This is a genomic window from Streptomyces krungchingensis (genome assembly GCF_054729265.1).
The window spans coordinates 175,598-196,106 of the sequence record NZ_JBPUKY010000002.1; the positions used below are offsets into that span (position 1 = coordinate 175,598).

A 20,509-nucleotide genomic window follows, 5' to 3' on the forward strand; every position below is an offset into this window, starting at 1 on the left:
ACCGACTCCGAGCCGCTTCGCTCCTGTCGCGCTCGGGCAGGCGGATCACCTCCCACCCATGTCACAGACGCCCGGGCCTGTCTCGTCCAGGGAGGTGACGGCGGTATCCGTGATCGGGAAGGTGATGGGTGTGAGGGTGTTCGTGGCGGGCGGGACCGGGGTCCTGGGCCGGCGGCTGGTGGCGCAACTCGTGGCCGGCGGCCATCAGGTGACGGCCACGACGACGAGCGCGGCGAAATTGGAGGTGCTGGAGCGGCTCGGCGCCGACGGGGTCGTGATGGACGGGCTCGACGCGCTGTCGGTCGGTGAGGCCGTGGCCAAGGCGCGGCCGGAGACGATCGTGCACCAGATGACCGCCATCTCTGTGGCGCATGCCGGGAAGCCCGACCTCAAGCACATGGACCGGTGGTTCGCCACCACCAGCCGGCTGCGCACCGAGGGGACGGACCACCTGCTGGCCGCCGCCGAGGCGGCCGGCGTGTCCGGCTTCGTCGCGCAGAGCTACGCCAACTGGAACGGCATCCGCGAGGGCGGCTGGGTGAAGACCGAGGAGGATCCGCTGGATCTGCACGAGGGGACGGTCGCGCAGCCGGGACTCGCGGCGGTCGCACACGTGGAGGAGGCGGTCGTCGGGGCCGGCGGTGCGGTGCTGCGTTACGGCGGGTTCTACGGGCCGGGCGCCATCGACGACCAGGTCGAGCTGGTCCGCAAGCGGCAGTTCCCGCTCGTCGGAGGGGGCGCCGGGCACAGCTCATGGGTGCACCTCGACGACGCGGCGCGCGCCACCGTCCTGGCCGTGGAACTGCGGGCGAAGGGCGTGTTCAACATCGTCGACGACGAACCGGCACCGGCCGCCGAATGGTTGCCCCACCTCGCGCGGTGCGCGGGCGCCAAGCCCCCGATGCGGGTCCCCAAGTGGCTGGCCCGGCTGCTGGCCGGCGACGTGGCCGTGGCGATGATGACCGAGGGCCGCGGGTTCTCCAACGCCAAGGCCAAACGCGAACTCGGCTGGGAGCTGCGCCACCCGTCGTGGCGTCAGGGCTTCGAGGAGGCGCTCGTATGACGCGGACCGAGGAGTTCGAAGAGCTGCGGCCGCTGCTGTTCTCGATCGCCTACCGGATACTCGGCAGCGTCAGCGAGGCCGAGGACGCGGTCCAGGAGACCTGGCTGCGCTACGAGGGCTCCTCGGCGCGGCCCGTGTCGACCAGGGCCTACCTCTCGGCGGTCATCACCCGGCTCTCGATCGACGTGCTGCGCTCGGCCCGCCGCAGGCGCGAGGAGTACGTCGGGCCGTGGTTCCCGGAGCCACTGCTGGCCGACCCCTACGAGGACCCGGAGCGTTCCGCGGAACTGGCCGACTCCCTGTCGATGGCCGCCCTGTTGCTGCTCGAACGGCTGACCCCGCTGGAGCGCGCCGTGTTCGTCCTGCGCGAGGTGTTCGGGTTCGGCTACCCCGAGATCGCGTCGGCCGTGGGCCGCTCGGAGGCGGCGTGCCGCCAGCTCGGCGTGCGGGCGCGCCGCCACATGGACGCGGGCCGTCCCCGGTTCGAGGCGGACCGCAAGGAGCGCGAGGAACTCGCCGGGCGCTTCTTCGAGGCCTTCAGGGAGGGGGACGTCGACGGGCTGCGCGAACTCCTCGCCGCCGACGTCCGGATGATCGGCGACAGCGGCGGCAAGGCACCCCAATGGGGCCGGGCCATCGCCGGCGCCGGGAAGGTGTCCCAGATGCTCGCCGCGATCGCCGGGCCGTTCATCCGGATCGGCGGTTCGGTCGAGGACCACGAGGTGAACGGTCAGCCGGGCGCGGTCTTCCGCGACCGGGACGGCAATGTCCTCAACACCCTGGCGCTCGACGTGCTCGACGGCCGGATCCAGACCATCCGGTCCGTCATCAACCCGGACAAGCTCGGGCACGTGGGTCCGGTCGCGGACGCCTGGGCGATCGTCCGAGAGGCGAAGGAGGCCCGCCTGCCCACGGATCGAACGTGACCGGCGCCTGCCCACGGGGCCGCCCCGGGCCTTGAGCGGGTCGGGCCCTGCTGCACGGGGGCAGGCGCCCGACCTTCACGGACCGGCCCTGCCTCACCGGAGACAGGGCTCGCCGGACGCCACCTCGGGCGTCAACTCGCCCATCTGCCGGGGGCGTTCGCAGCGACTTCTTCGCGAAGAACTCTTCGCAAACAGTTCTTCGCAATCTAACGTGGCCTCATGACCCAGGACCGAACCCCCGACCACATCACCTTGGATGCCAGGAGTCTGCGAGCGCTGGCGCATCCCGGCCGGGTGCAGATACTCGCCCTGCTCCGCAGGGACGGGACGTCCACCGCCACCCGGATAGCGGGGGAGATGGGGATCAACTCCGGCTCCGCCAGCTACCACCTGCGCCGGCTGGCCGAGGCCGGACTGGTGGCGGAGGACACGGAACGGGGCAACGCCCGGGAACGCTGGTGGCGTTCGGTGTACGACCGGACGGTCTTCGACGACCTGGAGCTGGCCCGGCAGGAGCCCGAGGCCACCCTGGCCTACCTCCAGTCCGTGGTGAACTCGCACCAACTGCGCGTCCAGCAGGCCCTGTCCACCCTGCCGACGCTGCCGGCGGAATGGCAGGCGAACCTCAACATCAGTGACTGGGGGCTGGCGTTGACGGCGTCCGAGGCGCAGCGGCTGCGCAAGGAGCTGGCGGAGGTCGTGGAGCGCTATCAGCGGCGGCACGGCGGGCGGGCCCCTGACAACGCGCAGGCCCCGGACGGTGCGGAGCCGGTCGTGGTGATGGCCTATGTGCTGCCCGTGCGGGAGCCGAAGCCGTGAGGCTTCCGCGCCCACTGCGCCGGCGCCCTTCCCCGCTCGGCGGACTGGTCGCCGCGGTCGCCGTGTCCCTCACCGGCACGAGGGTGGCCGCCGTCGCCCTGCCCTGGTTCGTCCTCGTCACCACGGGCAGTGCCGCGCAGACCGGCGTGGTCACGTTCTGCGAGACGGCACCGTACGTGGCGTCGAAGGCGCTGAGCGGACCGTGGATCGACCGGCTCGGCCCGCGCCGGATCTCGTGGACGGCGGACCTGGCCAGTGCCTCGGCCGTGGTCCTCGTCCCCCTGCTGCACGCGCTGAGCCTGCTGTCCTACGCACCGCTGCTGGTCCTGGTGGCCGTGGTGGGAGCCGCCCGCGGCCCGGGCGACCTGGCGAAGGAGGTCATGGTCCCGCAGGCCGCCGAGCTCACCGGAGTGGTCCTGGAGCGCGGCACGGGCTGGATCGGGGTGATGGAACGGCTGTCCGGCACGCTCGGCCCGGCGGCCGGCGGCGCACTGGTGCTGATCTTCGGGCCCATGGCCGGTCTGCTGGCCAACGCGGCGGCTTTCCTGGCCGGTTCGGCACTGGTCGCCCTCGCCCTGCCCGGGGAGCTCGGGGGACCGGCACCGGCGGGCCGGCGGCGCCCCGGTTATCTGCGCAGCCTCGGCGAGGCGTTCACGCTGCTGCGGAGCGACCGGCTGCTGCCGGCCGTCATGCTGATGCTGGCCGTCACCAACTTCCTGGACGCCGCCTTGGGCGTACTGCTGCCGGTCTGGGCCAGGGACTCGGGCAGCGGCGCCGGCATGCTGGGCCTGCTGATCGGGGTCGGCAGCGCCACCGCGGTCGGCGGAAGTCTGGTCGCGGCTACCGTCGCGCACCGGTTGCCGCGGCGGCGGGTCTTCTTCGCGGGCTTCCTGCTCGGCGGGGCGCCGAAGTTCCTGATCCTCGCCGTGGACGCCCCGGTCTGGGCCGTGCTCACGGTGTTCGCGGTGGGGGGCTTCGGCGCCGGATTCCTCAACCCGGTGCTGGGAGCGGTCCTCTTCGAGCGCATCCCCCCTGAACTCCTCGGGCGCGCACAGGGCGTCGGCAGCTCGCTGGCCTTCGCCGGGGTGCCGCTGGGCGGGCTGCTCGCCGGTGCGGGGGCGACCGCGGTGGGCCTGGTGCCCGTGCTGGCGACGGTGGGCCTTTCGTACCTCGTCACCATGCTCGTGTCGGGCCTGTGCCCGGTGTGGCGAGGGATGGACGCACGGCGAGTGAACGCCGCGGCGGCGCGGGCGTAGGCCCTCGCCGCTCGCGCCGTCGGACCGGTCCGAGGCCGGCCGGGACGGCGGCGGTGCGGAGGCGCCGTCGGTGCGCGAAGGGTCTTGTCCGGGGGGCGCGGCCCCGGCGCCTGTTCCCCCTCATGCCGATTCTTGAATCGTGCTTTGCATTCGGAGCCGCAACCGCGGGCAAGCGCTCACTGTCCAACAGAACGTTGAGGTCGGTACGATCACGAGCCGGGGTAAGCGTGAAGCGACGTAGCGGTATAGCGATGGCACTCGTCATGGCCGGAGTGCTGGCGGGCACCAGCGCCTGTGGCGGGGGCGAGCCGAAGGCCGGTTCCGGTGGCGGCAAGGGCGCGTCGGGGAAGCCCACCGCCACCGCGAGTCCGTCCCCGTCGAAGCCCGCCGGGCCGCCGATGCTGCTGGAGACGATCACACCGCAGACCGGCAGCACGGTCGGCGTCGCGATGCCGATCTCGGTGATCTTCACCAACCCGGTGGCCCAGAAGGCGCGGGCCGACATCGAGAAGCACATGAAGGTGACCTCCTCCCAGCCGATGACGGGTGCGTGGCACTGGTTCGGTGACCGGCGCGCCGACTGGCGGCCCAAGTCGTACTGGGCCTCGGGCACCAAGGTGCGGATCGACGCAGACCTGAAGGGCGTCACCAACGGCAACGGCCGCTACGGCACGCACTCCTACGTGCACGACTTCACCGTCGGTGACGACGTCCGGGCGGACGTCTCCGCCACCGGCCACACCATGAAGGTCACGAAGAACGGCAAGCCCGTGCGCACGCTGTCGATCAACGCGGGCAGCACCCAATACCCCACGTGGAACGGCACGATGGCGGTGATCGACAAGCAGAAGAAGGTCCACATGACCTCCTGCAGCGTCGGCATCAGCTGCACCAAGGGCAGCCCCGACTACTACGACCTGACCCTTCCCTGGGACGTCCACCTCACCCAGTCGGGCACGTACGTCCACTACTCCACCGGCGACCCCAACCCGGGCAGCGGCAGCGCCCGGGGATCGCACGGCTGCGTCCACCTGTCCATGTCCGACGCCAAGTGGTTCTACGGCCAGGTCAAGCAGGGCGACCCGATCACGGTCACCGGCTCACCGCGCGCCAAGGCCCCGGCCGACAACGGCTACGCCTCGTTCAACCTGAGCTGGGAGCAGTGGCTGGCGGGGAGTGCGGCAGGCCCCGTCCAGGCGGGCTGAGCCGACGGACCATCGACGGCGTGGCGGTCAGGCCAGTACGGCCAGATCGCCGGGCCGCACCCGCGCCGTGACGGGGAGGACGGCCTCGACCTCGCCGTCGGCCCCGTAGGGCACCGGCCGGTCGGCCTCGATGCGGATCTCCCGGCCCCGCAGGATCTCCACCTCGGGCCGGTCGATGTGGCTGCCGGTCTTGAGCTCGTTCATCAGGGCGAAGAACAGCCGGCGCGGCGCCTCCCGGATCATGACGACGTCCAGCAGGCCGTCGTCCACCCGGGCGGCCGGGGCGATGATGCGCCCGGAGCCGTAGTAGGCGGAGTTGGCGGCCACGACGGTGTAGCCGCGGTGCAGGTGTTCCTGTCCGTCGACGGTGACCCGGTAGGACGCCGGACGCCAGCTCGTGACCGCGCGCAGACCGCCCGCGTAGTAGGAGGCGGCCCCGCGCAGTACGCGTGCCTGGTTGGCGTGCCGGTTGGCGAGCGCGTCGACGCCCGCGTACACGCTGCCGAGGACCACGGTGCGCGGGTGCACGGCCGACTCCACCTCGATCGTGTCGACCTGACGTGGTGCGTTCTCGAGCAGGACGCGCGCCAGGTCCGCGGCGTCGGTGGGCAGTTGGAGCGCGCGGGCGAAGTCGTTGCCGCGGCCCGCGGGCACCAGGCCCAGGACGGTGCCCGTGCCGCTGAGGGCGCCGCCGATGCCGCCCGCCATCCCGTCGCCGCCCACGGCGAGGACCACCCGTCCCTGTTCCCCGGCGCGGCGCGCGAGTTCCTGGGCGTGCGCCAGGCTGCGGCTGTACTCGGTCTCCAGCCCCGCTCCGGCCTCCCGCAGCAGTCGGGCGACCTGGAGCAGCGCCGCCGCCCCGGTGGAGCCGCCCGCTGTGGGATTGACGACGGCGGTGAACTGTCGCATCGGTGTGCCTCCGGACGGTGACGGGTGGATCGGAGCGGGGGGCGGAGCTTCGGTGAGCGAACGGCGCTGGGACCGGGACCCGGTCAGTCGACGGGCAACAGGATCCCGGGGCTGAGGAGGCCGTCGGGGTCGAGCCGCCGTTTGACGGCACGCAGGGCCTCGACACCGAGCGGACCGGCCTCGCGGACGTACCAGTCGCGGTGGTCGGTGCCCACGCCGTGGTGGTGGGTGATCGTGCCGCCCGCGTTCAGCACGGCCTCGTTCGCGGCCCGCTTGGCCGGCTCCCAGTGGGCCACGGCGTCGTCGCCTTGCGCGGAGACCACGGTGAAGTACAGGGAGGCGCCGTTCTCGTAGACGTGCGAGATGTGGCACATGACCAGGGGAGGGGTCCCCGCGGCGGTGAGGGTCTCGGTCAGCGCGGTGCGGACGGCCGCGTACAGCTCCGGGATCCGGGACCAGAACGTCGCGGTCTCCAGCGTCTCGGCGAAGGCGCCGGCGTCGAGCAGGGAGTCCCGGAGGTACGGCGCCGAATAGCGGCCGTGGGCCCAGCGTTCGCCCGGTTCGGCGCCCAGGAAGGTGCCTCCGGCGGCGCGCAGGACCTCGGCGGCGCGTGCACGGCGGTACGTCGTGTCCTCCTCGGTCCCCTCGTACCCGGCGATCGCCACGCAGCCGGCGCTCGACGGGACCTCGGCCGCACCGATGGCGTCGGGCTGGGCGAGTCCGATGAGGGTCTCCGTCTCGTCGGACAGCCGCAGCACCGTGGGGCGCGGACCGTCCTGTGCGAGGCGGCGCAGGGCGGTGGCGCCCTCTTCGAAGGAGGCGAAGCGCCAGCCTTCGTAGACGCGGGTGTGCGGCACCGGGCGGACCCGGACCGTGACGGCGGTGATCACCCCGAAGGCGCCCTCCGAGCCGAGGATCAGCTGCCGGAGGTCGGGTCCGGCCGCCGAGCGCGGCGCGCGCCCGACTTCGAGCGTGCCCTCAGGAGTGGCGAGGGTCAGGCCGAGGACCATCTCGTCGAAGCGGCCGTATCCGGCGGAGGCCTGTCCGCTGGAGCGGGCCGCGGCGAATCCGCCGATGGTCGCCCACTCGTAGGACTGGGGGAAGTGCCCGAGCGTGAAACCGTACTCGGCGAGGAGAGCCTCCGCGTCGGGAGCGCGCAGACCCGGTTGCAGCGTCGCGGTGCGCGAGACAGGGTCGATGTCGAGCAGGCCGTTCATACGGCGCAGGTCGAGCGCTACGAAGGAGCGCCGCTCGGGGGCCAGGCCGCCGACGACGGAGGTGCCGCCGCCGAACGGGACGAGCGCGAGACCGTGTTCGGCGCACACCCGCAGGACGGCGAGCACGTCGTCGTGGGAGGCGGGCAGGACCACGGCGGCGGGGGCGTCCTCGACGTCACCGGCGCGGATCCGCAGCAGATCGGGCGTGGACTTGCCGCGGGTGTGCCTGATCCGGCTCTCCGCGTCGGTGCGCACGTGGGCCCCGCCGCCGACGGCGTCGGCCAGCGCCTTCGACGTGGCGGGGTCCAGCGAGGACTCCGGGACGGAGATCTCGTCGAGAGCGCGTGCGTCGGTGTCCCGCGGCTTGACGCCGAGCAGGTCCCGCAGCAGTCCGGTCACCGAGTCGGGCAGCGGGGCTGCCTTGGCCGGGTCGCCCCAGCCACTCCACAGCATGTCCATGAACGGTTGTCCTCATCGGTCGGTTCGCGACGTGCCGTCTCCCGCACGGCCGCTCAGGGCGTTACACTGTTACACATGACGCCTATTCGTCACAACCACTCGGACAGCGATCCCGTTCTCGACGCCGTGCGCGACTGCGTGCTGGCCGTCGGAGTCCGGCGCACCACCCTGACCGACGTGGCCCGCCGCGCCGGCGTCTCGCGCATGACGCTCTACCGCCGCTGGCCCGACGTACGGTCGCTCGTCGGCGACCTGATGACCCGTGAGTGGATCGACGTGGCCACCGAGGCCATGCCGCGGCGCCGACCGGACCGGGAGATGCGCGGGCTGATCGTGGACGGCCTGGTTTCCGGAGTCGCCGCCTTCCGCGACCACCCGCTCTTCCGCAAGATCATCGACGTCGACCCCGAACTGCTGCTGCCCTACGTGCTGGACCGCCGCGGAGCCAGCCAGGACGCACTCCTCGACCTGCTCGCCGAGGCCCTGCGCGAAGGTCACGCCGACGGATCGGTGCGGCAGGCCCCGGTGACGCGGCAGGCCCGCTCGGTGCTGCTCGTCGTGCAGTCCTTCACCTTGTCCCTGCGGACCATGACCGACGAGGACGACCCCGAACTGACCGGCACCGCCTTCCTCGACGAACTGCGCACCCTTCTGGAGAGGACCCTCACGCCATGAGCCCCACAAGCAGTGCGTCCCCCTCGACCGCCCCGGCCCCCGGCTCGTCGCTCTCCGCCGCTCGCCGCCGCCGTGAACTCGCCGAGGCCGTGAACGGCGACATGGTGGACGTACTGGTCGTCGGACTCGGCGCCACCGGCGCCGGGGTCGCCCTGGACGCCGCCGCGCGCGGCCTCAGCGTCGTCGCGGTCGACGCGCACGACCTCGCCTTCGGCACCTCGCGCTGGAGCTCCAAGCTCATCCACGGGGGGCTGCGGTATCTGGCCTCCGCGCAACTCGACGTCGCCCACGAGAGCGCGGTCGAACGCGGTGTCCTGATGGAGCGCACTGCCCCGCACCTGGTGCGCGCCCAGCCCTTCGTGCTGCCCCTGACGCCCCTGGTGTCACGCGGTCAGGCCTCCCTGGCCTGGGCCGGCTTCCGGGCGGGCGACACCCTGCGGCTGGCGGCCCGCACCTCACGCGCCACCCTGCCCGCACCGCGCCGCCTGTCCGCGGTCGAGGCCCGGCACCTGGCGCCCGCGGTACGCCCGGACGGCCTGCGCGGCGGCCTCCTGTCCTGGGACGGCCGGGTGACCGACGACGCACGCCTCGTCACTGCCCTCGCCCGCACCGCCGCCGCACACGGCGCGAAGATCCTCACCAAGGTCAGGGTGCTGGAGGCCGGCGGGAGCGGCGCCCGCGTCCGCGACGAACTCACCGGAGAACAGGGCGAGATCAGGGCCCGAGCCGTCATCAACGCCTCCGGCGTGTGGGCGGGCGACCTCGTCGACGGCATCCGGATCCGCCCCTCGCGCGGCACTCATCTGGTCCTGCGCGCCGACCTGTTCGGCCCGCTGCCCGCCGGCCTGCACATACCGATCCCCGGAGAGACCAACCGGTTCGTCCTCGTCCTGCCCCAGGGCGACGGGCGCGTCTACGTCGGCCTCACCGACGAACCCGTCGACGGGGACATCCCGGACGTGCCCGAAGTGCCCGAGTCGGACATCGGCTTCCTGCTGGACGTCCTGGGCTCCGCGCTGGACGTCCCCGTGCGGCGCCACGACGTCGTCGGCGCCTTCGCGGGACTGCGCCCCCTGCTGGACACCGAGCCGACACGGTCGGGGGAGGAGACCCGCACCTCCGACATCTCACGCCGGCACGCGGTCCTGACCTCGGGCGCGGGCGTGATCACGGTGGTGGGCGGCAAGCTCACCACCTATCGGCGCATGGCGCAGGACGCCGTCGACACCGCCGTCGAGGCCCGCCGCCTCCGCGCCGGCGCCTCGACCACCGCGTCCCTGCCGCTGGTCGGAGCCGCCGCCCCCGGCCGGCTCGGCGCACTGCCGGCACCCGGTCACCTGATCCGGCGTTACGGCACCGAGGCCCCCGCCGTCCATGCCCTCGCCGCACGCGACCCCCGGCTGAACGATCCCGTGCTGCCCGGCCACCCCGTCACACGCGCCGCCCTGCTGTGGGCCGCGCTGCACGAGGGCGCCCTGGACGAGGGCGACCTCCTCGACCGGCGCACCCGGATCGGCCTCGTGCCGCAGGACCGCACGGCGGCCTCGGCCGCGGCCCGGGAAGCGCTCGACGCGGCCGCCACCCAGCCCGCCTGACGCCCCGTATCCCCACGCCACGGACGCGGGCGGCGGTACGCACCGACCGGTGCCGGGCCGCCCGCGCCCCGCGGGAACGACACGCACGGTCCTGCGGGTGTGACCGGCAACTCACCTGTTTCAGGCCGTATTTCAGCGAGGACTTGCATGTCCGACGCCGAAATGTGATCAAATTTGCTGATGCGTACCCCCCACCACATAGACACGCATCGCTCCGGCCGTTCACCGGCGCCCGGTGAACACCGCGTCCCGTCAGACGGGACGCCGCCCCCCGAGGTTCCCCTCGGCCGCAATCCCTATGACGAACTGGCGGCCCTGGCCGACCCACCGCACGACGGCCCGCGGACCGCGCGCGACCGGTCGGAAGGAGAGCCGTCCGACGACGAGGAGCCCTGGTCGCCGCCCAACCACCGGCGGGGCAGCCGCCGTCGCAACCGTGCGACCGGACTGCCCACCGTCTTCAAGTGCGCCGTCTGGCTCCTCACCGTGACCTGCCTGGTCACCCTCGCCGATCGCTGGGCCGCCCTCTACGCCGAGCACAAGGCCTCGCAGAAACTCAAGGACCAACTGGACCTCGCCGCGGCCCCCGAGGTCCGCATCGGCGGCTTCCCGTTCCTGACCCAACTCGCAGCCCAGCGACTGGATTCGGTCAGCGTCACCGTCCCCGACGTCGCCGCCCGCCGGGTCACACTGACCCGGATCACCGCCACCGCGCGCGACGTACGCATCGACGGCGACGGCCCCACCTCGATACGCGGCGCGCTCGTGCGGCAACTGCGCGGCCGGGTCCAGCTCTCGTTCGCCGACATGAACCGTGAACTCGGCGCGTCCCAGGTGTCGTTCTCCTCGAACGGGGCCGACCGTGTCCTGGCCCGCGGCGCCCTCCCCGTCGCCGGACACGACCTGCGGGTACGGGCCGACGCACACATACGGCGCGAGGGCGACCGGGGCATCGCCCTGTCCGTCGACGGCATGCGGCTCGACATCGGTCACCTGGCCACCTACCGGCCCGGCACCCGCGCCTCGGAAGGGCTCCATCTGACGCCCGCTTCCGCGCGCCTGCTCACCCGCGAGGGCGAGAAGATCCGGGCCTTCCTCTCCGTTCCCGCGATCGTGCACCGCCTGGGGGTGCCCGACTCGGTCGTGCGGGCCGCGCTGCGCGACGACGACAAGCTCCACCGGCTGACCGGCACACCCCGCTTCGTCCACGACCTGATGAGCCTCAACCTGGTCGACGTGGCACTGACCCACCCCGGGCTCCTGAAGAGGGTCGGCCTCGACCCGTCCCTGCTGACCGCGCTGACGCGGCTCACCCGCCCCCAGATCGCCGACCGCTTCTCCTTCTCCTTCCAGCTGCCGAAGCCGCGATCGGGGGACGTGCGCCTGCTCGACGTGGCGGTGGAGAAGGACGGAATCCGCGCCGACGTCACGGGGACGGGACTGCTGGTCGGACACTGAGCCGTCCGGAGGTTCCGGGCGGAGGAACTCCGACCGGGTGCAACAGGGCCTGGACACGGCCCTGTTGCCTGCCGCCGCCATGAACGACAATGCGCCCACGGAGCCAAGAGGGAGCGAGGGCGGCGTGGACCGGGATCTCACACGGGCGTGGTGGTGGGGAGTCGTCCTCACCGCACTGGTACTCGGTGTGCTGCGGCTGACCGCCGGATACGACGGTGACGTACTGTCCGTGCTCACGCTGGCGCTCCTCACGAGCGTCGCCGGCGTGGTCCCCACACACGCTCTCGCCTTCGCGTGGCAGGCGAGAGGCCGTCGTCGCGTCCCCGGCTGGACCGTCTGCCTCGCTGCCGCCGTGCTGGTGTCGGCCGCCCTCTCGCTGCTGGCCTCGATGGTCCTCATGGGTCTGCCCCACGGGGCGGATTCCGCACTGTCCTGGACGGACATACGACGGCGCACGATCTGGATCGCCGGCGTGCTCGTCCCGGCCGCGGTCGGCACGTATGCGGTGATCGGCCTCGGGCAACGGCTTCGGACGAGGGCTGGTGACCGTGTTCGCCCCGAAGCGCGCGAAGCCGTCGGCCTTGCCGACGTCGAGCGTCCGCGGACCGACGACGGCGGTGCCGAGCGACCGAGGTCCGGGGCCGGTGGTGCCGAGCGTCTGCAGTCCGGGGTGACCGGTGCCGAGCGACCGCGGCCGCAGGCGCGTCCTGAGCGCCCCGGACCGCAGGCCGGTTCCGCCGACCGGTCCCGGGGCTCCAAGCGTGGTGGCGTGCACCGCTGACCCGGCCGCGTGAGGCTCCCGAGCCGCCTCCCGCACGCGTCACCCGACGGGCAGCGAGCCCGGCCCGCGGCGCGGACCGGGCTCGCCGACTCCATCCGTGACGACGGTGGTGTCAGCCGAACATCCCGGGCTGGTAGTCGCCGGCCGGCTGCTGGACCATCACGTTCAGCCGGTTGAAGGCGTTGATGACGGCGATGATCGACACCAGGGCGACGAGCTGCTCCTCGTCGTAGTACTTGGCGGCATTCGCCCAGGTCTCGTCCGTGACCCCACCGGCCGCGTCCGCGATGCGGGTGCCCTGCTCCGCCAGTTCCAGGGCCGCGCGCTCCGCTTCGGTGAACACGGTGGCCTCCCGCCAGGCCGCGACCAGGCCGAGGCGTACCGAGGTCTCACCGGCGTGCGCGGCGTCCTTGGTGTGCATGTCGGTGCAGAAGCTGCAGCCGTTGATCTGGCTGGCGCGGAGCTTCACGAGTTCCTGGGTCGAGGCCGGCAGCGCCGAATCCGCGATCACCTTGCCCGCCGAGGTGAAGTGCTTCAGGGCCTTGGCGGCGAGCGGGCTGTCGAAGAGGTTCAGACGGGCTTCCATGGTGCACTCCTTGCCGTGGTGGGCGATACACCTCTATGACGGGCCGACTCGGTGAGATGTGACATCGGTGTGTGTGACGCCCGTCTCCCCGCACGGACGCCGGTGCTGCCAGGGCTGCTTCAGGACCGCAGCGGACGGGACCGGCCGTCGCGGGACAGGCGCCCGCCGCGCGAAGCGGGTCTTCTGCCGCCGGCGGGCCGGAGAAGGCCACGCCCCCCGGTGGGCCATCGGCGGCGTTTCGCAGGCGGGGCGGCATCGGAGGCGATCTACGCTCGGCCCGTGGGACAACCCGAGCAACGCGCCGAGGGCGCGGGACCGTTCACCACCCGGCTCACCTGGCACCTTCCCGGCGGCGGCACCGCCGTGTGGGAGTCACGGCTCGCCCGGCGGCGGGGCGTCATGGCCGTCCGCCCGCCCGGCGCACCCTCGAGCCGGCACACCAGCGCCGACGAGACCGGGCTCCACCGCCTGCGCAGGCTCAACACCACCGCCGCGATCGCGTTCATCATCGGCGGCGCCCTCTTCGCGGCCGGTGCCGGTGTCGCCCAGGTCGGCTCCGGCGACGCCACCACCAGCGCCTCCATCTACTTCGCCGGCGGACTCTTCTTCAACACCGGCGGCTACGTCTCCCTGCTCCAGGTGATCAACGCTCCCCGCCACGTGCCCGGCGGTGAAGGACGACTCGTCACCCACGGCTGGCGCTGGTGGAGTTACGAGCCGGGCCGGGTCGACTGGCTGAGCACGTTCGTCCTCTTCGCGGGCACCCTGGTGTTCGGCGTCAACCTGCTGGACTCCTTCCTGCACGGGCTGAGCGTGCAGCAGACGAACCGGCTGATCTGGACCCCGGACGTGATCGGTTGCGTGCTCTTCCTGATCTCCGGTCACCTCGCCTTCGCCGAGATCTGCCACGGCCGGATCTGTTTCCGCCGCCGCAGTCTCGGCTGGTGGATCGTCGCCATGAACCAGCTCGGCTCCGTCCTCTTCATGATCTCGGCGCTCGCCGCCTACACCCGCCCCGCCACCGGCAGCCTGATCAACGCCGACATCGCCAACTGGGGCACCTTCGGCGGAGCCCTGTGCTTCACCGTCGGCGGCTTCCTCCAGCTGTACGAACGCCCGTGAGCCGGGGCGGCGATCGGCGGCGGCTGGATGCGGAGCGGGCGGTCACGGTCTGCGTCTCCGTACGGGGAGCGGGACCAGGCGGCGTGAGGCGGTCGCCCCACCGGTGGTGACGGCTGCTCCGCCCGTGCCCGCGGTCCGGGTGGCCGTCACCGCGCCGTGGCGCTGTTCCGGTCGCGTGGTCAGGTAGAGCGTGGCGAGCGCGAGCACGCCGGCCACGAGGTAACACAGGGTGCGGTAATGGAGCACGGATATCAGCGCGGCTCCGGTGGCGATGCCCAGCGCCTGCCCACCGCTGACGAGGAAGTTGTCGACTCCCGCGACCCTGCCCATCAGTTCGTTCGGTGTGTTGAGCTGCATCGCGGTGACGGCGCCGACGGTGACGAACGGCAGGCCGAGCCCCAGCTACGCGGAGCCGCCGATGACGACGGCGTCGTCGGGTACGGCCAGGACCAGTGCGCACACCCCGGTGACGGCAAGTCCCGTGGCGGTGAGCCGGCCCGGGCCGAGGCGCTTGACGAGGACTCCGGCCGAGAGTCCCCCGATGACGCCGGTGATGCCCATGGCCGTGACGATGACGCCGGCCCAGGACGGCGAGTGATGCAGCCCCGTGGTGACGATCGCGATCCCCAGCGTCTCGAAGAAGCCCATGACGAAGATCCCCGCGGTCAACGTGACGGTCAGCTGGCGCAGGACGGGCGTCCTGACGAGAAACGCGAAGCCGGCAGCGGTCTCCCGCGTCCAGTGCTTCCCGGAGGGGGAGGGACTGTCCTCGTCGACGTCGATGAGGGACCAGCAGGCCACGCCGACCGCGAACGAGGCCGCGTCCAGGAGTGCCACGGCGCTGCCGCCGTACAGGGCGAGCAGTCCCACGCCGAGCGCCGGAGTGATCAGGCGCTGGCCCTGCAGCAGCGCCTGCGAGAGTCCGTTCGCCCGGCCCAGCAGTTCCTCGGGCACCATCTTCGGCAACAGCGCGGCCGTCGCCGATCCGGAGACCGTGCCGGAGAGCCCGTAGAGGAACATGACGTCGTAGATCATCCAGACCTGGTCGGCGCGGTGCACCAGGGTGAGCGACAGCACCAGCAGGCCGGTCAGCGAGTGGGTGACCAGGATGAGGGGCTTGCGGCGGACCCGGTCGACGGGCAGCTCCGTCAGCGGTGAGAGCAGAGTCCCCGCGCTGAGGAAGAAGAGGCACAGGCCCGCCTTCGACGTGGAGCCCGTCAGCTCCTTGACCCAGATTCCGGCGGCCAGCCAGAGTGCGTGGTCGCCGATCTGGCTGAGGGTGTTGCCGATGAAGTACAGACGCATGCGCGGTGTCTTCAGTAATTCGCCCATGTCGTGGCCGTCATGCTTCCGGATCGGCGGGGCCGAGTGTCTCGAACGGATGCGTGAAGATCAGCATCTCGAAGGGGGTCGATCCCTCGGGGCGCAGAGCCGGATCGGTGAGGCGGTCCGCGAACCGCATCAGGATGTCCGTGATCCCGGCCTGTGCCTCCCGGATTTCCGCCGCCGTGCCGAAGACGACGAACTGGCTGCTGTCACTGACGGCGCGCACGTCGGCGGGGTACTGCTCGCGGTGGCTCTGGTAGTGGCGCAGCCGGCCCAGCCAGCGGTCGAGCAGCACCTCGCCGAGGGCGTGCGCGGCATGGCTCACGGTCGGGTCCGGAGCGCCGGCGTCGAACCGTATGCCGGTGTTGCCGAGCTTCCACGGCCGCTCCCGGCCGCTCCCGCCCTCCGCCTCGACGACGTACCCGTACTTCGCCAGCGTCCGCAGATGGTAGGAGACGTTCGGGACGCTGCCGCCGACGATCCGTGCCGCTTCGGTGGCGGTGAGGGGGCCGCTCACGGCCACCGCCTCCAGCAGGGCGACACGTGTCGGGTGCGCCAGTGCGCGCAGCGCTCGCGCGTCCGTGACCTTCGGGGGAGCGGAGTACGAGGCGCCGGGGTCCGCCACCGGGGCCTGCTCACGGTCTGCATCGGTCATGCACGGGACTCTAGACGGGAAACAACTCTTTCGAAAGAAGTATTGCGAAAGACTTGTTGTGCGATGAGGGAGCCGCCGCACGCCGTGGATCCGCACCGGAGCGACGGCCCTGTGCGTGCCGCACCGGGCAGGCCGCGGCGATCACGCCCCTCGTCACACCGCGCTGTTCGCCGGAAGCCGCAGGCTGAGTTCGTAGCCGCCGTCGGGTGTCGGGCCGGAGGTGACCACGCCGCCGAGGAGTGCGGCGCGCTGGTTCAGGCCGATCAGGCCGTAGTGCGCGCTGGGCAGGGGGAGGGCCGGACGGGTCGGCGCGGAGTTGGTGACCGTGACCTGCACGGCACCCTCCTCGGTGCCCATGCGCACGGTCGCGTCGGCGCCCGGCGCGTGCTTGCGGACGTTCGTCAGCGCCTCCTGGACCGTGCGGTAGATGGCGCGCTGCACGGGCGGCGAAAGGCCCTCGGGCAGGTCCATGTACAGCTCGGCCTCGATGCCGCTGTTGTCGACCAGCTGCCGCAGATCGGCCAGCGACGGCTGCGGCGTCAGCTCCGTGGGGCGGCCCCCGGAGGCGCGCAGGACGCTGACCATGTGGCGCAGTTCGTCCAGGGTCTGGACGCTCAGCCGCCGGATGGTGATCGCGGCCTCCCTCGCCTCGTCGTCCCGCGCGCCGACCTGGAGCGCTCCGGCCCGTACCGCGATCAGGCTGACCTGGTGCGAGACGACGTCGTGCATCTCCCGGGCGAGCTGGGCCCGTTCCCGGGCCAGCACGGTCTGGTCCGTCAGCATCCGCTCGTGGTCGCGCGCCTCGGAGATCTCGGCGATCCGCAGCGAGAGGTCACGCCGGGTCTGGACGAGCTGGCCGAGGAAGACCGCCGCACCCGCGGTGCCGCCGGTGTAACCGAAAGTGACCAACGTCGACGGCTCCGACAGATCGAGATGCGGGTTCGGCCACGAGGTCAGGTCGCTGATGGTGAACGCCACCGCGCACAGGGCCAGCAGGACACGGCGCCGGCTGTGCGAGGAGAGCGTGTACAGCGCGGCCAGCGCGGCGAAGACCGCGTCGGAGAAGAGGACCGCCGGCATCGTGAGCAGGAACGTGAGAAACGGCCACCGGCGCCGCAGCAGCAGTGAGAAGGCCCCGGCCAGGGCGCACGCCATGCGCAGCGGCTCGGTGCTGTCGAAATGCGCCCAGACGTCGAGCAGTGACACCGCGACGAGCGCGGCGTCCGCCAGGGGTGCGTGCCAGCTGCGGGAGGTCATTCCCGTTCCTTCTTGAGGAGGCCGGCCTGCTGGGCGAGCAGGGCCGCCTGCACACGACCGCCCACCTCCAGTTTGGTGAGGATCGCGCTCACATGGTCCTTCACCGTGCCCGTGCTCAAGTGCATGCGTCCGGCGATGTCGGCGTTGGAGAGCCCCTCGGCGATGAGCACGAGCACATCGCGCTCGCGGTCGGTGAGCCGGTCGAGGCAGTGGGTGTCGGCTCCGGGGGAGGCGGCCTCCAGATATCCGTCCACGACGGCCCTGGTGACCTTCGACGACAGGACGGTGCCACCGTCGGCCAGCGTCCGCACCAGGAACGGCAGCTCCTCGGGGTCGGTGTCCTTGAGCAGGAATCCGGCGGCACCCGAGCGGAGTGCCGCTTCCACGTACTCGTCCATGTCGAACGTGGTGAGCATGGCCACCACCGGAGGATCCGGCTGCCGGCGCAGCGCGGCCAGGACGGTCAGGCCGTCCACGTCCGGCATCCGGATGTCGAGCAGTACGACGTCGGGCCGTACCTCCTCGGCCGTGCGGATCGCGTCGCCGCCGGGTACCGCCGCGACGACCTCGATGCCGCTCGCGGCGTCGAGAATCCGCTGGAAGCCCGTCCGGATCAGGGCTTCGTCGTCGACCACCAGTACCCGGATCACCTGTGCTCCACTCGCCGCCGGACCACTGTCCGATTCGTACCACGGCCGGGGACGCTCCGCCCGGCGCCCCGCGCCGGACGCCCGGGGGACAGAGCCGGGCCAGCCACTCGGCGGGGTGGTTGCGGACACCTGCCGGATGGTTTTCGCCGACGCGGTCACGAACTGTGGAACGCATGAGGCATGGCGTATCCGAAGCCGTCCCGGACGCGGCGCCGCTCACGGAGGGCTCCTCCTTCGGCACCCCGTCCACGGGGCGCCTGATCGGCCTGGACCTGGCTCGCGGTCTGGCGATCCTCGGCATGTTCGCCGCCCATGTGGGACCCGACCCCTCGGTGGGCGGCCCGCTGGGATGGGCGATGGAGGTCTCCCACGGGCGCTCGTCCGCGCTGTTCGCCCTCCTTGCAGGGTTCACCCTGGTCCTGCTGACGGGCCGCCCGCAGCCGCGGACCGGACGACCGGGCCGGCAGGCCGTGGGGCGGGTGCTGATCCGGGCCACCGTGCTGATGGCCGTGGGCTACGCACTCACCGCCCTGGGCACGTCGGTCGACGTGATCCTCGCCAGCTACGGCCTGCTCTTCATCCTCGTCCTCCCGCTGCACCGGCTGCGACCCGCCACTCTGGCCGTCCTGGCCGCGGCGGCGGCGCTGGTCATGCCGCAGGTCCTGTTTCTGCTGCACGTCGCGGTCGACGGCGGCAGCTGGGCCGACACGGTCGTGGCGGCCGATCCGCTGGCCCGCCTCACCGACACGGACGGGTTCCTGGAACTCTTCGTCACCGGCGAGTACCCGGTCCTGACGTGGCTCCCGTTCATCCTGGCCGGCATGGCCCTGGCCAAGGTCGACCTCACCCGGCCCCGCGCACTCGCCAGGACGGCCCGGTTCGGCGCCGCACTGGCCGTCGTCGGCTACGGAGGATCGTGGCTGGCCCTGCACCTCGTGCCGGGCGCGCAGGCCGCGGTGAGCGCGGCCACCGACGGCGGACCGGCCGCCTCGGCCTGGTGGTCCGACGCGGTCGGCGACGACCCCACGACCGGTGCTCCCGCCTGGCTCCTGGTGGGCGCGCCGCACAGCCAGACCACCGGGTCGATCCTCGGCAACACGGGCGTCGCCCTCTGCGTGCTCGCCGCCTGCCTCATGGCCGCCGAGTACGCCGGTGTGCGGCGGCTCGCCACCCCGTTCGCCGCGGTCGGCTCCATCTCCCTGACCGTCTACGTCGGCCACATCATCGCCATCAAGACCCTGGGCACCGACGACATGCCGGACGCCGCTGCCCTGCCGGTCCTCCTCGGCTTCATCGCAGTCGCCATGCTGCTGGCCGTGGCCTGGACCCGACGCTTCCGGCGAGGACCCCTGGAGTACATGCTCTACGCCGCCACCACACCCGCGCGCCTGATCCAGTAGCCCGTGCGCGGGTCCACGCCGTCCGGCGCCCTGCCGGGCCGATCAAGGAGGACAGCCCCATGACGGTCAGCCTGACAATCGTGTGTGCGACCGACGGGGACGCCACCCGGGCCCTGAGCGGCCAGTCCCCCTGCCTGACCGCCCTGCGCGGGGCAGGCAGCGCCACACCGGCGTCTCCCCCGTACGCACTGGCTGTCCGGGGACCCTCGGCCCGCTGCGCGCACACCGCCGACGCACTGGGACTGGAGGCGACTCCGGAGCCCGCGCTGCGCGACTTCGACTACGGCGCCTGGGACGGCTACTCCATGGCCGACGTGGCGGCCAAGGACCCCTACCGGTACTCCGTGTGGTTCACGGACCCGGATGCCGCACCGCACGGCGGCGAGTCCATACGACAGCTCTGCCGCCGGACCGGGAACTGGCTGAGCGGCCTGCCACCCCACCCGGGACGGGCGGTGGCCGTCACCGAGTCGTCCGTGTTGCGGGCCACCCTCGTCCACGCCCTGTCGGCTCCGGTGAGAGCGTTCTGGCACTTCGACCTGCCGCCGCTGTCCGCGGTCACGCTGACGAGACGTGACGGTCACTGGCGCGTGCACCCCGGCTGCGTCATCCTCGGACGCTCCGGCCGCTGGCTCGTTCCGCCCGAGGCACCCCCGGGCCCGCGCGTTCCCGAACTCGTCAGGGCCGCACACAGCGGCATGTGACGAGCCTCCGCACGAACCCGGTCGGAGAGCGGCCGACCGGGTTCCGTACGTCGGCACACGGCAGTTGCCGCGGACGGCGCCTCCGCGCCTCGGGGAGGGGAGCCGCGGACGGCGCCTTTGCACCTCGGTGGGGCGACCGCGGATGACGCCTCGGCGTCAGCGGCTGCGGATGGCGCTCGTGGTGAAGAACCCGGTGGCTGCGGCGGCGATGAGAGCGCAGACGGCGAACAGCGTGGTGCGGCGCATGGGATGTCCTCTCTGAAGGTGCATGGCTGAGCACGGTGCACAACGCCGGTCGTGCCCGCCGGGGTTCGCGGTGGCCGCGTAGTCCACCTGCTTGGACGCGGCCGCTCGTGGTCCTCGGCCCACGGTTCTCGTGCCGCGGCCACGACGGTGGGACCGGACGCCTGCGCCGCGGCGGGTGCGGTCGAGGGGACCCGCGGCCC

The 20,509-nt window shown here is 72.4% G+C and carries 20 protein-coding genes; 12 read left to right on the top strand and 8 right to left on the bottom strand.

Going from position 1 to position 20,509, the window contains the following annotated elements; translation table 11 throughout:
* The first annotated feature begins 124 nt into the window (after positions 1-124).
* The 5 genes from ACSYGO_RS41440 to ACSYGO_RS41460 all read left to right on the top strand — a co-directional run bounded on the left by ACSYGO_RS41440 (position 125) and on the right by ACSYGO_RS41460 (position 5,269).
* Positions 125-1,063 (top strand): NAD-dependent epimerase/dehydratase family protein, encoded by a 939-nt coding sequence (locus ACSYGO_RS41440; protein ID WP_426676891.1) that lies wholly within the window; start codon positions 125-127, stop codon positions 1,061-1,063.
* Entirely contained in the window at positions 1,060-1,989 is a 930-nt protein-coding gene (locus ACSYGO_RS41445; protein ID WP_426676302.1) for an RNA polymerase sigma-70 factor, read from the top strand. Before ACSYGO_RS41440 ends, ACSYGO_RS41445 begins: the two co-directional genes overlap by 4 nt.
* Positions 1,990-2,208: 219 nt before the next feature.
* Positions 2,209-2,808, top strand: a complete 600-nt coding sequence (locus ACSYGO_RS41450; protein WP_460389903.1) for an ArsR/SmtB family transcription factor — start codon at positions 2,209-2,211, stop codon at positions 2,806-2,808.
* Positions 2,805-4,064: an MFS transporter gene (locus tag ACSYGO_RS41455; RefSeq protein WP_460389904.1), complete on the top strand. Its 1,260-nt coding sequence runs from the start codon at positions 2,805-2,807 to the stop codon at positions 4,062-4,064. The genes ACSYGO_RS41450 and ACSYGO_RS41455 overlap by 4 nt, the downstream gene beginning before the upstream one ends.
* 251 nt (positions 4,065-4,315) lie before the next feature.
* Complete coding sequence (locus ACSYGO_RS41460) at positions 4,316-5,269, top strand: L,D-transpeptidase (protein WP_432175374.1); 954 nt, start codon at positions 4,316-4,318, stop codon at positions 5,267-5,269.
* Between the two features lie 27 nt (positions 5,270-5,296).
* Here ACSYGO_RS41460 and ACSYGO_RS41465 read toward each other — a convergent pair whose 3' ends face one another.
* Both ACSYGO_RS41465 and ACSYGO_RS41470 read right to left on the bottom strand, forming a co-directional pair.
* Complete coding sequence (locus tag ACSYGO_RS41465; protein ID WP_460389905.1) at positions 5,297-6,178, bottom strand: diacylglycerol kinase family protein; 882 nt, start codon at positions 6,176-6,178, stop codon at positions 5,297-5,299.
* Positions 6,179-6,261: 83 nt separating this feature from the next.
* Positions 6,262-7,854, bottom strand: a complete 1,593-nt coding sequence (locus ACSYGO_RS41470; protein ID WP_460389906.1) for an FAD-binding oxidoreductase — start codon at positions 7,852-7,854, stop codon at positions 6,262-6,264.
* Positions 7,855-7,929: 75 nt separating this feature from the next.
* Between ACSYGO_RS41470 and ACSYGO_RS41475 the strand changes: the two genes are divergently transcribed.
* The 4 genes from ACSYGO_RS41475 (at position 7,930) to ACSYGO_RS41490 (ending at position 12,363) form a co-directional block, all read left to right on the top strand.
* Complete coding sequence (locus tag ACSYGO_RS41475; RefSeq protein WP_426676296.1) at positions 7,930-8,529, top strand: TetR/AcrR family transcriptional regulator; 600 nt, start codon at positions 7,930-7,932, stop codon at positions 8,527-8,529.
* Positions 8,526-10,124, top strand: coding sequence for a glycerol-3-phosphate dehydrogenase/oxidase (locus tag ACSYGO_RS41480; RefSeq protein ID WP_460389907.1), 1,599 nt, complete (start codon positions 8,526-8,528; stop codon positions 10,122-10,124). The genes ACSYGO_RS41475 and ACSYGO_RS41480 overlap by 4 nt, the downstream gene beginning before the upstream one ends.
* A 180-nt stretch (positions 10,125-10,304) precedes the next feature.
* Positions 10,305-11,582 carry an LmeA family phospholipid-binding protein gene (locus ACSYGO_RS41485; protein WP_460389908.1) on the top strand — a complete coding sequence of 426 codons (1,278 nt, stop codon included), beginning with the start codon at positions 10,305-10,307 and terminating at the stop codon, positions 11,580-11,582.
* A gap of 124 nt (positions 11,583-11,706) precedes the next feature.
* Positions 11,707-12,363 carry a hypothetical protein gene (locus ACSYGO_RS41490; protein ID WP_435227777.1) on the top strand — a complete coding sequence of 219 codons (657 nt, stop codon included), beginning with the start codon at positions 11,707-11,709 and terminating at the stop codon, positions 12,361-12,363.
* 112 nt (positions 12,364-12,475) lie between these two features.
* Here the strand turns inward: ACSYGO_RS41490 and ACSYGO_RS41495 are convergent, their stop codons facing one another.
* Positions 12,476-12,949 carry a carboxymuconolactone decarboxylase family protein gene (locus ACSYGO_RS41495; protein ID WP_460389909.1) on the bottom strand — a complete coding sequence of 158 codons (474 nt, stop codon included), beginning with the start codon at positions 12,947-12,949 and terminating at the stop codon, positions 12,476-12,478.
* A gap of 279 nt (positions 12,950-13,228) precedes the next feature.
* On the opposite strand from ACSYGO_RS41495, the gene ACSYGO_RS41500 reads away from it, so the two are divergent.
* Complete coding sequence (locus ACSYGO_RS41500; protein WP_460389910.1) at positions 13,229-14,071, top strand: hypothetical protein; 843 nt, start codon at positions 13,229-13,231, stop codon at positions 14,069-14,071.
* Between the two features lie 42 nt (positions 14,072-14,113).
* Here ACSYGO_RS41500 and ACSYGO_RS41505 read toward each other — a convergent pair whose 3' ends face one another.
* From ACSYGO_RS41505 to ACSYGO_RS41525, 5 genes are all read right to left on the bottom strand, one after another.
* A complete protein-coding gene (locus ACSYGO_RS41505; RefSeq protein WP_460389911.1) occupies positions 14,114-14,428 on the bottom strand; it encodes a hypothetical protein in 315 nt (104 codons plus the stop codon).
* 45 nt (positions 14,429-14,473) lie between these two features.
* Positions 14,474-15,376, bottom strand: coding sequence for an MFS transporter (locus tag ACSYGO_RS41510; RefSeq protein ID WP_460389912.1), 903 nt, complete (start codon positions 15,374-15,376; stop codon positions 14,474-14,476).
* A gap of 37 nt (positions 15,377-15,413) precedes the next feature.
* A complete protein-coding gene (locus tag ACSYGO_RS41515) occupies positions 15,414-16,052 on the bottom strand; it encodes an ArsR/SmtB family transcription factor (RefSeq protein ID WP_460389913.1) in 639 nt (212 codons plus the stop codon).
* 153 nt (positions 16,053-16,205) lie between these two features.
* A complete protein-coding gene (locus tag ACSYGO_RS41520; RefSeq protein ID WP_460389914.1) occupies positions 16,206-17,309 on the bottom strand; it encodes a sensor histidine kinase in 1,104 nt (367 codons plus the stop codon).
* Positions 17,306-17,959 (bottom strand): response regulator, encoded by a 654-nt coding sequence (locus tag ACSYGO_RS41525; RefSeq protein WP_426676287.1) that lies wholly within the window; start codon positions 17,957-17,959, stop codon positions 17,306-17,308. The genes ACSYGO_RS41520 and ACSYGO_RS41525 overlap by 4 nt, the downstream gene beginning before the upstream one ends.
* Positions 17,960-18,132: 173 nt before the next feature.
* Between ACSYGO_RS41525 and ACSYGO_RS41530 the strand changes: the two genes are divergently transcribed.
* Together ACSYGO_RS41530 and ACSYGO_RS41535 are read left to right on the top strand one after the other, a co-directional pair.
* The gene (locus tag ACSYGO_RS41530; RefSeq protein WP_460389915.1) at positions 18,133-19,359 is read left to right on the top strand and encodes a DUF418 domain-containing protein; all 1,227 of its coding nucleotides are present in this window, start codon (positions 18,133-18,135) and stop codon (positions 19,357-19,359) included.
* Positions 19,360-19,418: 59 nt separating this feature from the next.
* Positions 19,419-20,063 carry a histidine phosphatase family protein gene (locus ACSYGO_RS41535; RefSeq protein ID WP_460389916.1) on the top strand — a complete coding sequence of 215 codons (645 nt, stop codon included), beginning with the start codon at positions 19,419-19,421 and terminating at the stop codon, positions 20,061-20,063.
* Positions 20,064-20,509 lie beyond the last annotated feature (446 nt).

What these genes read in the sequence shown, in the direction of transcription:
- ACSYGO_RS41440 (WP_426676891.1), top strand. Translation starts at nt 125, where the DNA reads ATGGGTGTGAGGGTGTTCGTGGCGGGCGGGACCGGGGTCCTGGGCCGG.
- ACSYGO_RS41445 (WP_426676302.1), top strand. Translation starts at nt 1,060, where the DNA reads ATGACGCGGACCGAGGAGTTCGAAGAGCTGCGGCCGCTGCTGTTCTCG.
- ACSYGO_RS41450 (WP_460389903.1), top strand. Translation starts at nt 2,209, where the DNA reads ATGACCCAGGACCGAACCCCCGACCACATCACCTTGGATGCCAGGAGT.
- ACSYGO_RS41460 (WP_432175374.1), top strand. Translation starts at nt 4,316, where the DNA reads ATGGCACTCGTCATGGCCGGAGTGCTGGCGGGCACCAGCGCCTGTGGC.
- ACSYGO_RS41465 (WP_460389905.1), bottom strand. Translation starts at nt 6,178, where the DNA reads ATGCGACAGTTCACCGCCGTCGTCAATCCCACAGCGGGCGGCTCCACC.
- ACSYGO_RS41470 (WP_460389906.1), bottom strand. Translation starts at nt 7,854, where the DNA reads ATGGACATGCTGTGGAGTGGCTGGGGCGACCCGGCCAAGGCAGCCCCG.
- ACSYGO_RS41475 (WP_426676296.1), top strand. Translation starts at nt 7,930, where the DNA reads ATGACGCCTATTCGTCACAACCACTCGGACAGCGATCCCGTTCTCGAC.
- ACSYGO_RS41480 (WP_460389907.1), top strand. Translation starts at nt 8,526, where the DNA reads ATGAGCCCCACAAGCAGTGCGTCCCCCTCGACCGCCCCGGCCCCCGGC.
- ACSYGO_RS41485 (WP_460389908.1), top strand. Translation starts at nt 10,305, where the DNA reads ATGCGTACCCCCCACCACATAGACACGCATCGCTCCGGCCGTTCACCG.
- ACSYGO_RS41495 (WP_460389909.1), bottom strand. Translation starts at nt 12,949, where the DNA reads ATGGAAGCCCGTCTGAACCTCTTCGACAGCCCGCTCGCCGCCAAGGCC.
- ACSYGO_RS41505 (WP_460389911.1), bottom strand. Translation starts at nt 14,428, where the DNA reads ATGCAGCTCAACACACCGAACGAACTGATGGGCAGGGTCGCGGGAGTC.
- ACSYGO_RS41510 (WP_460389912.1), bottom strand. Translation starts at nt 15,376, where the DNA reads ATGCGTCTGTACTTCATCGGCAACACCCTCAGCCAGATCGGCGACCAC.
- ACSYGO_RS41515 (WP_460389913.1), bottom strand. Translation starts at nt 16,052, where the DNA reads ATGACCGATGCAGACCGTGAGCAGGCCCCGGTGGCGGACCCCGGCGCC.
- ACSYGO_RS41520 (WP_460389914.1), bottom strand. Translation starts at nt 17,309, where the DNA reads ATGACCTCCCGCAGCTGGCACGCACCCCTGGCGGACGCCGCGCTCGTC.
- ACSYGO_RS41530 (WP_460389915.1), top strand. Translation starts at nt 18,133, where the DNA reads ATGAGGCATGGCGTATCCGAAGCCGTCCCGGACGCGGCGCCGCTCACG.
- ACSYGO_RS41535 (WP_460389916.1), top strand. Translation starts at nt 19,419, where the DNA reads ATGACGGTCAGCCTGACAATCGTGTGTGCGACCGACGGGGACGCCACC.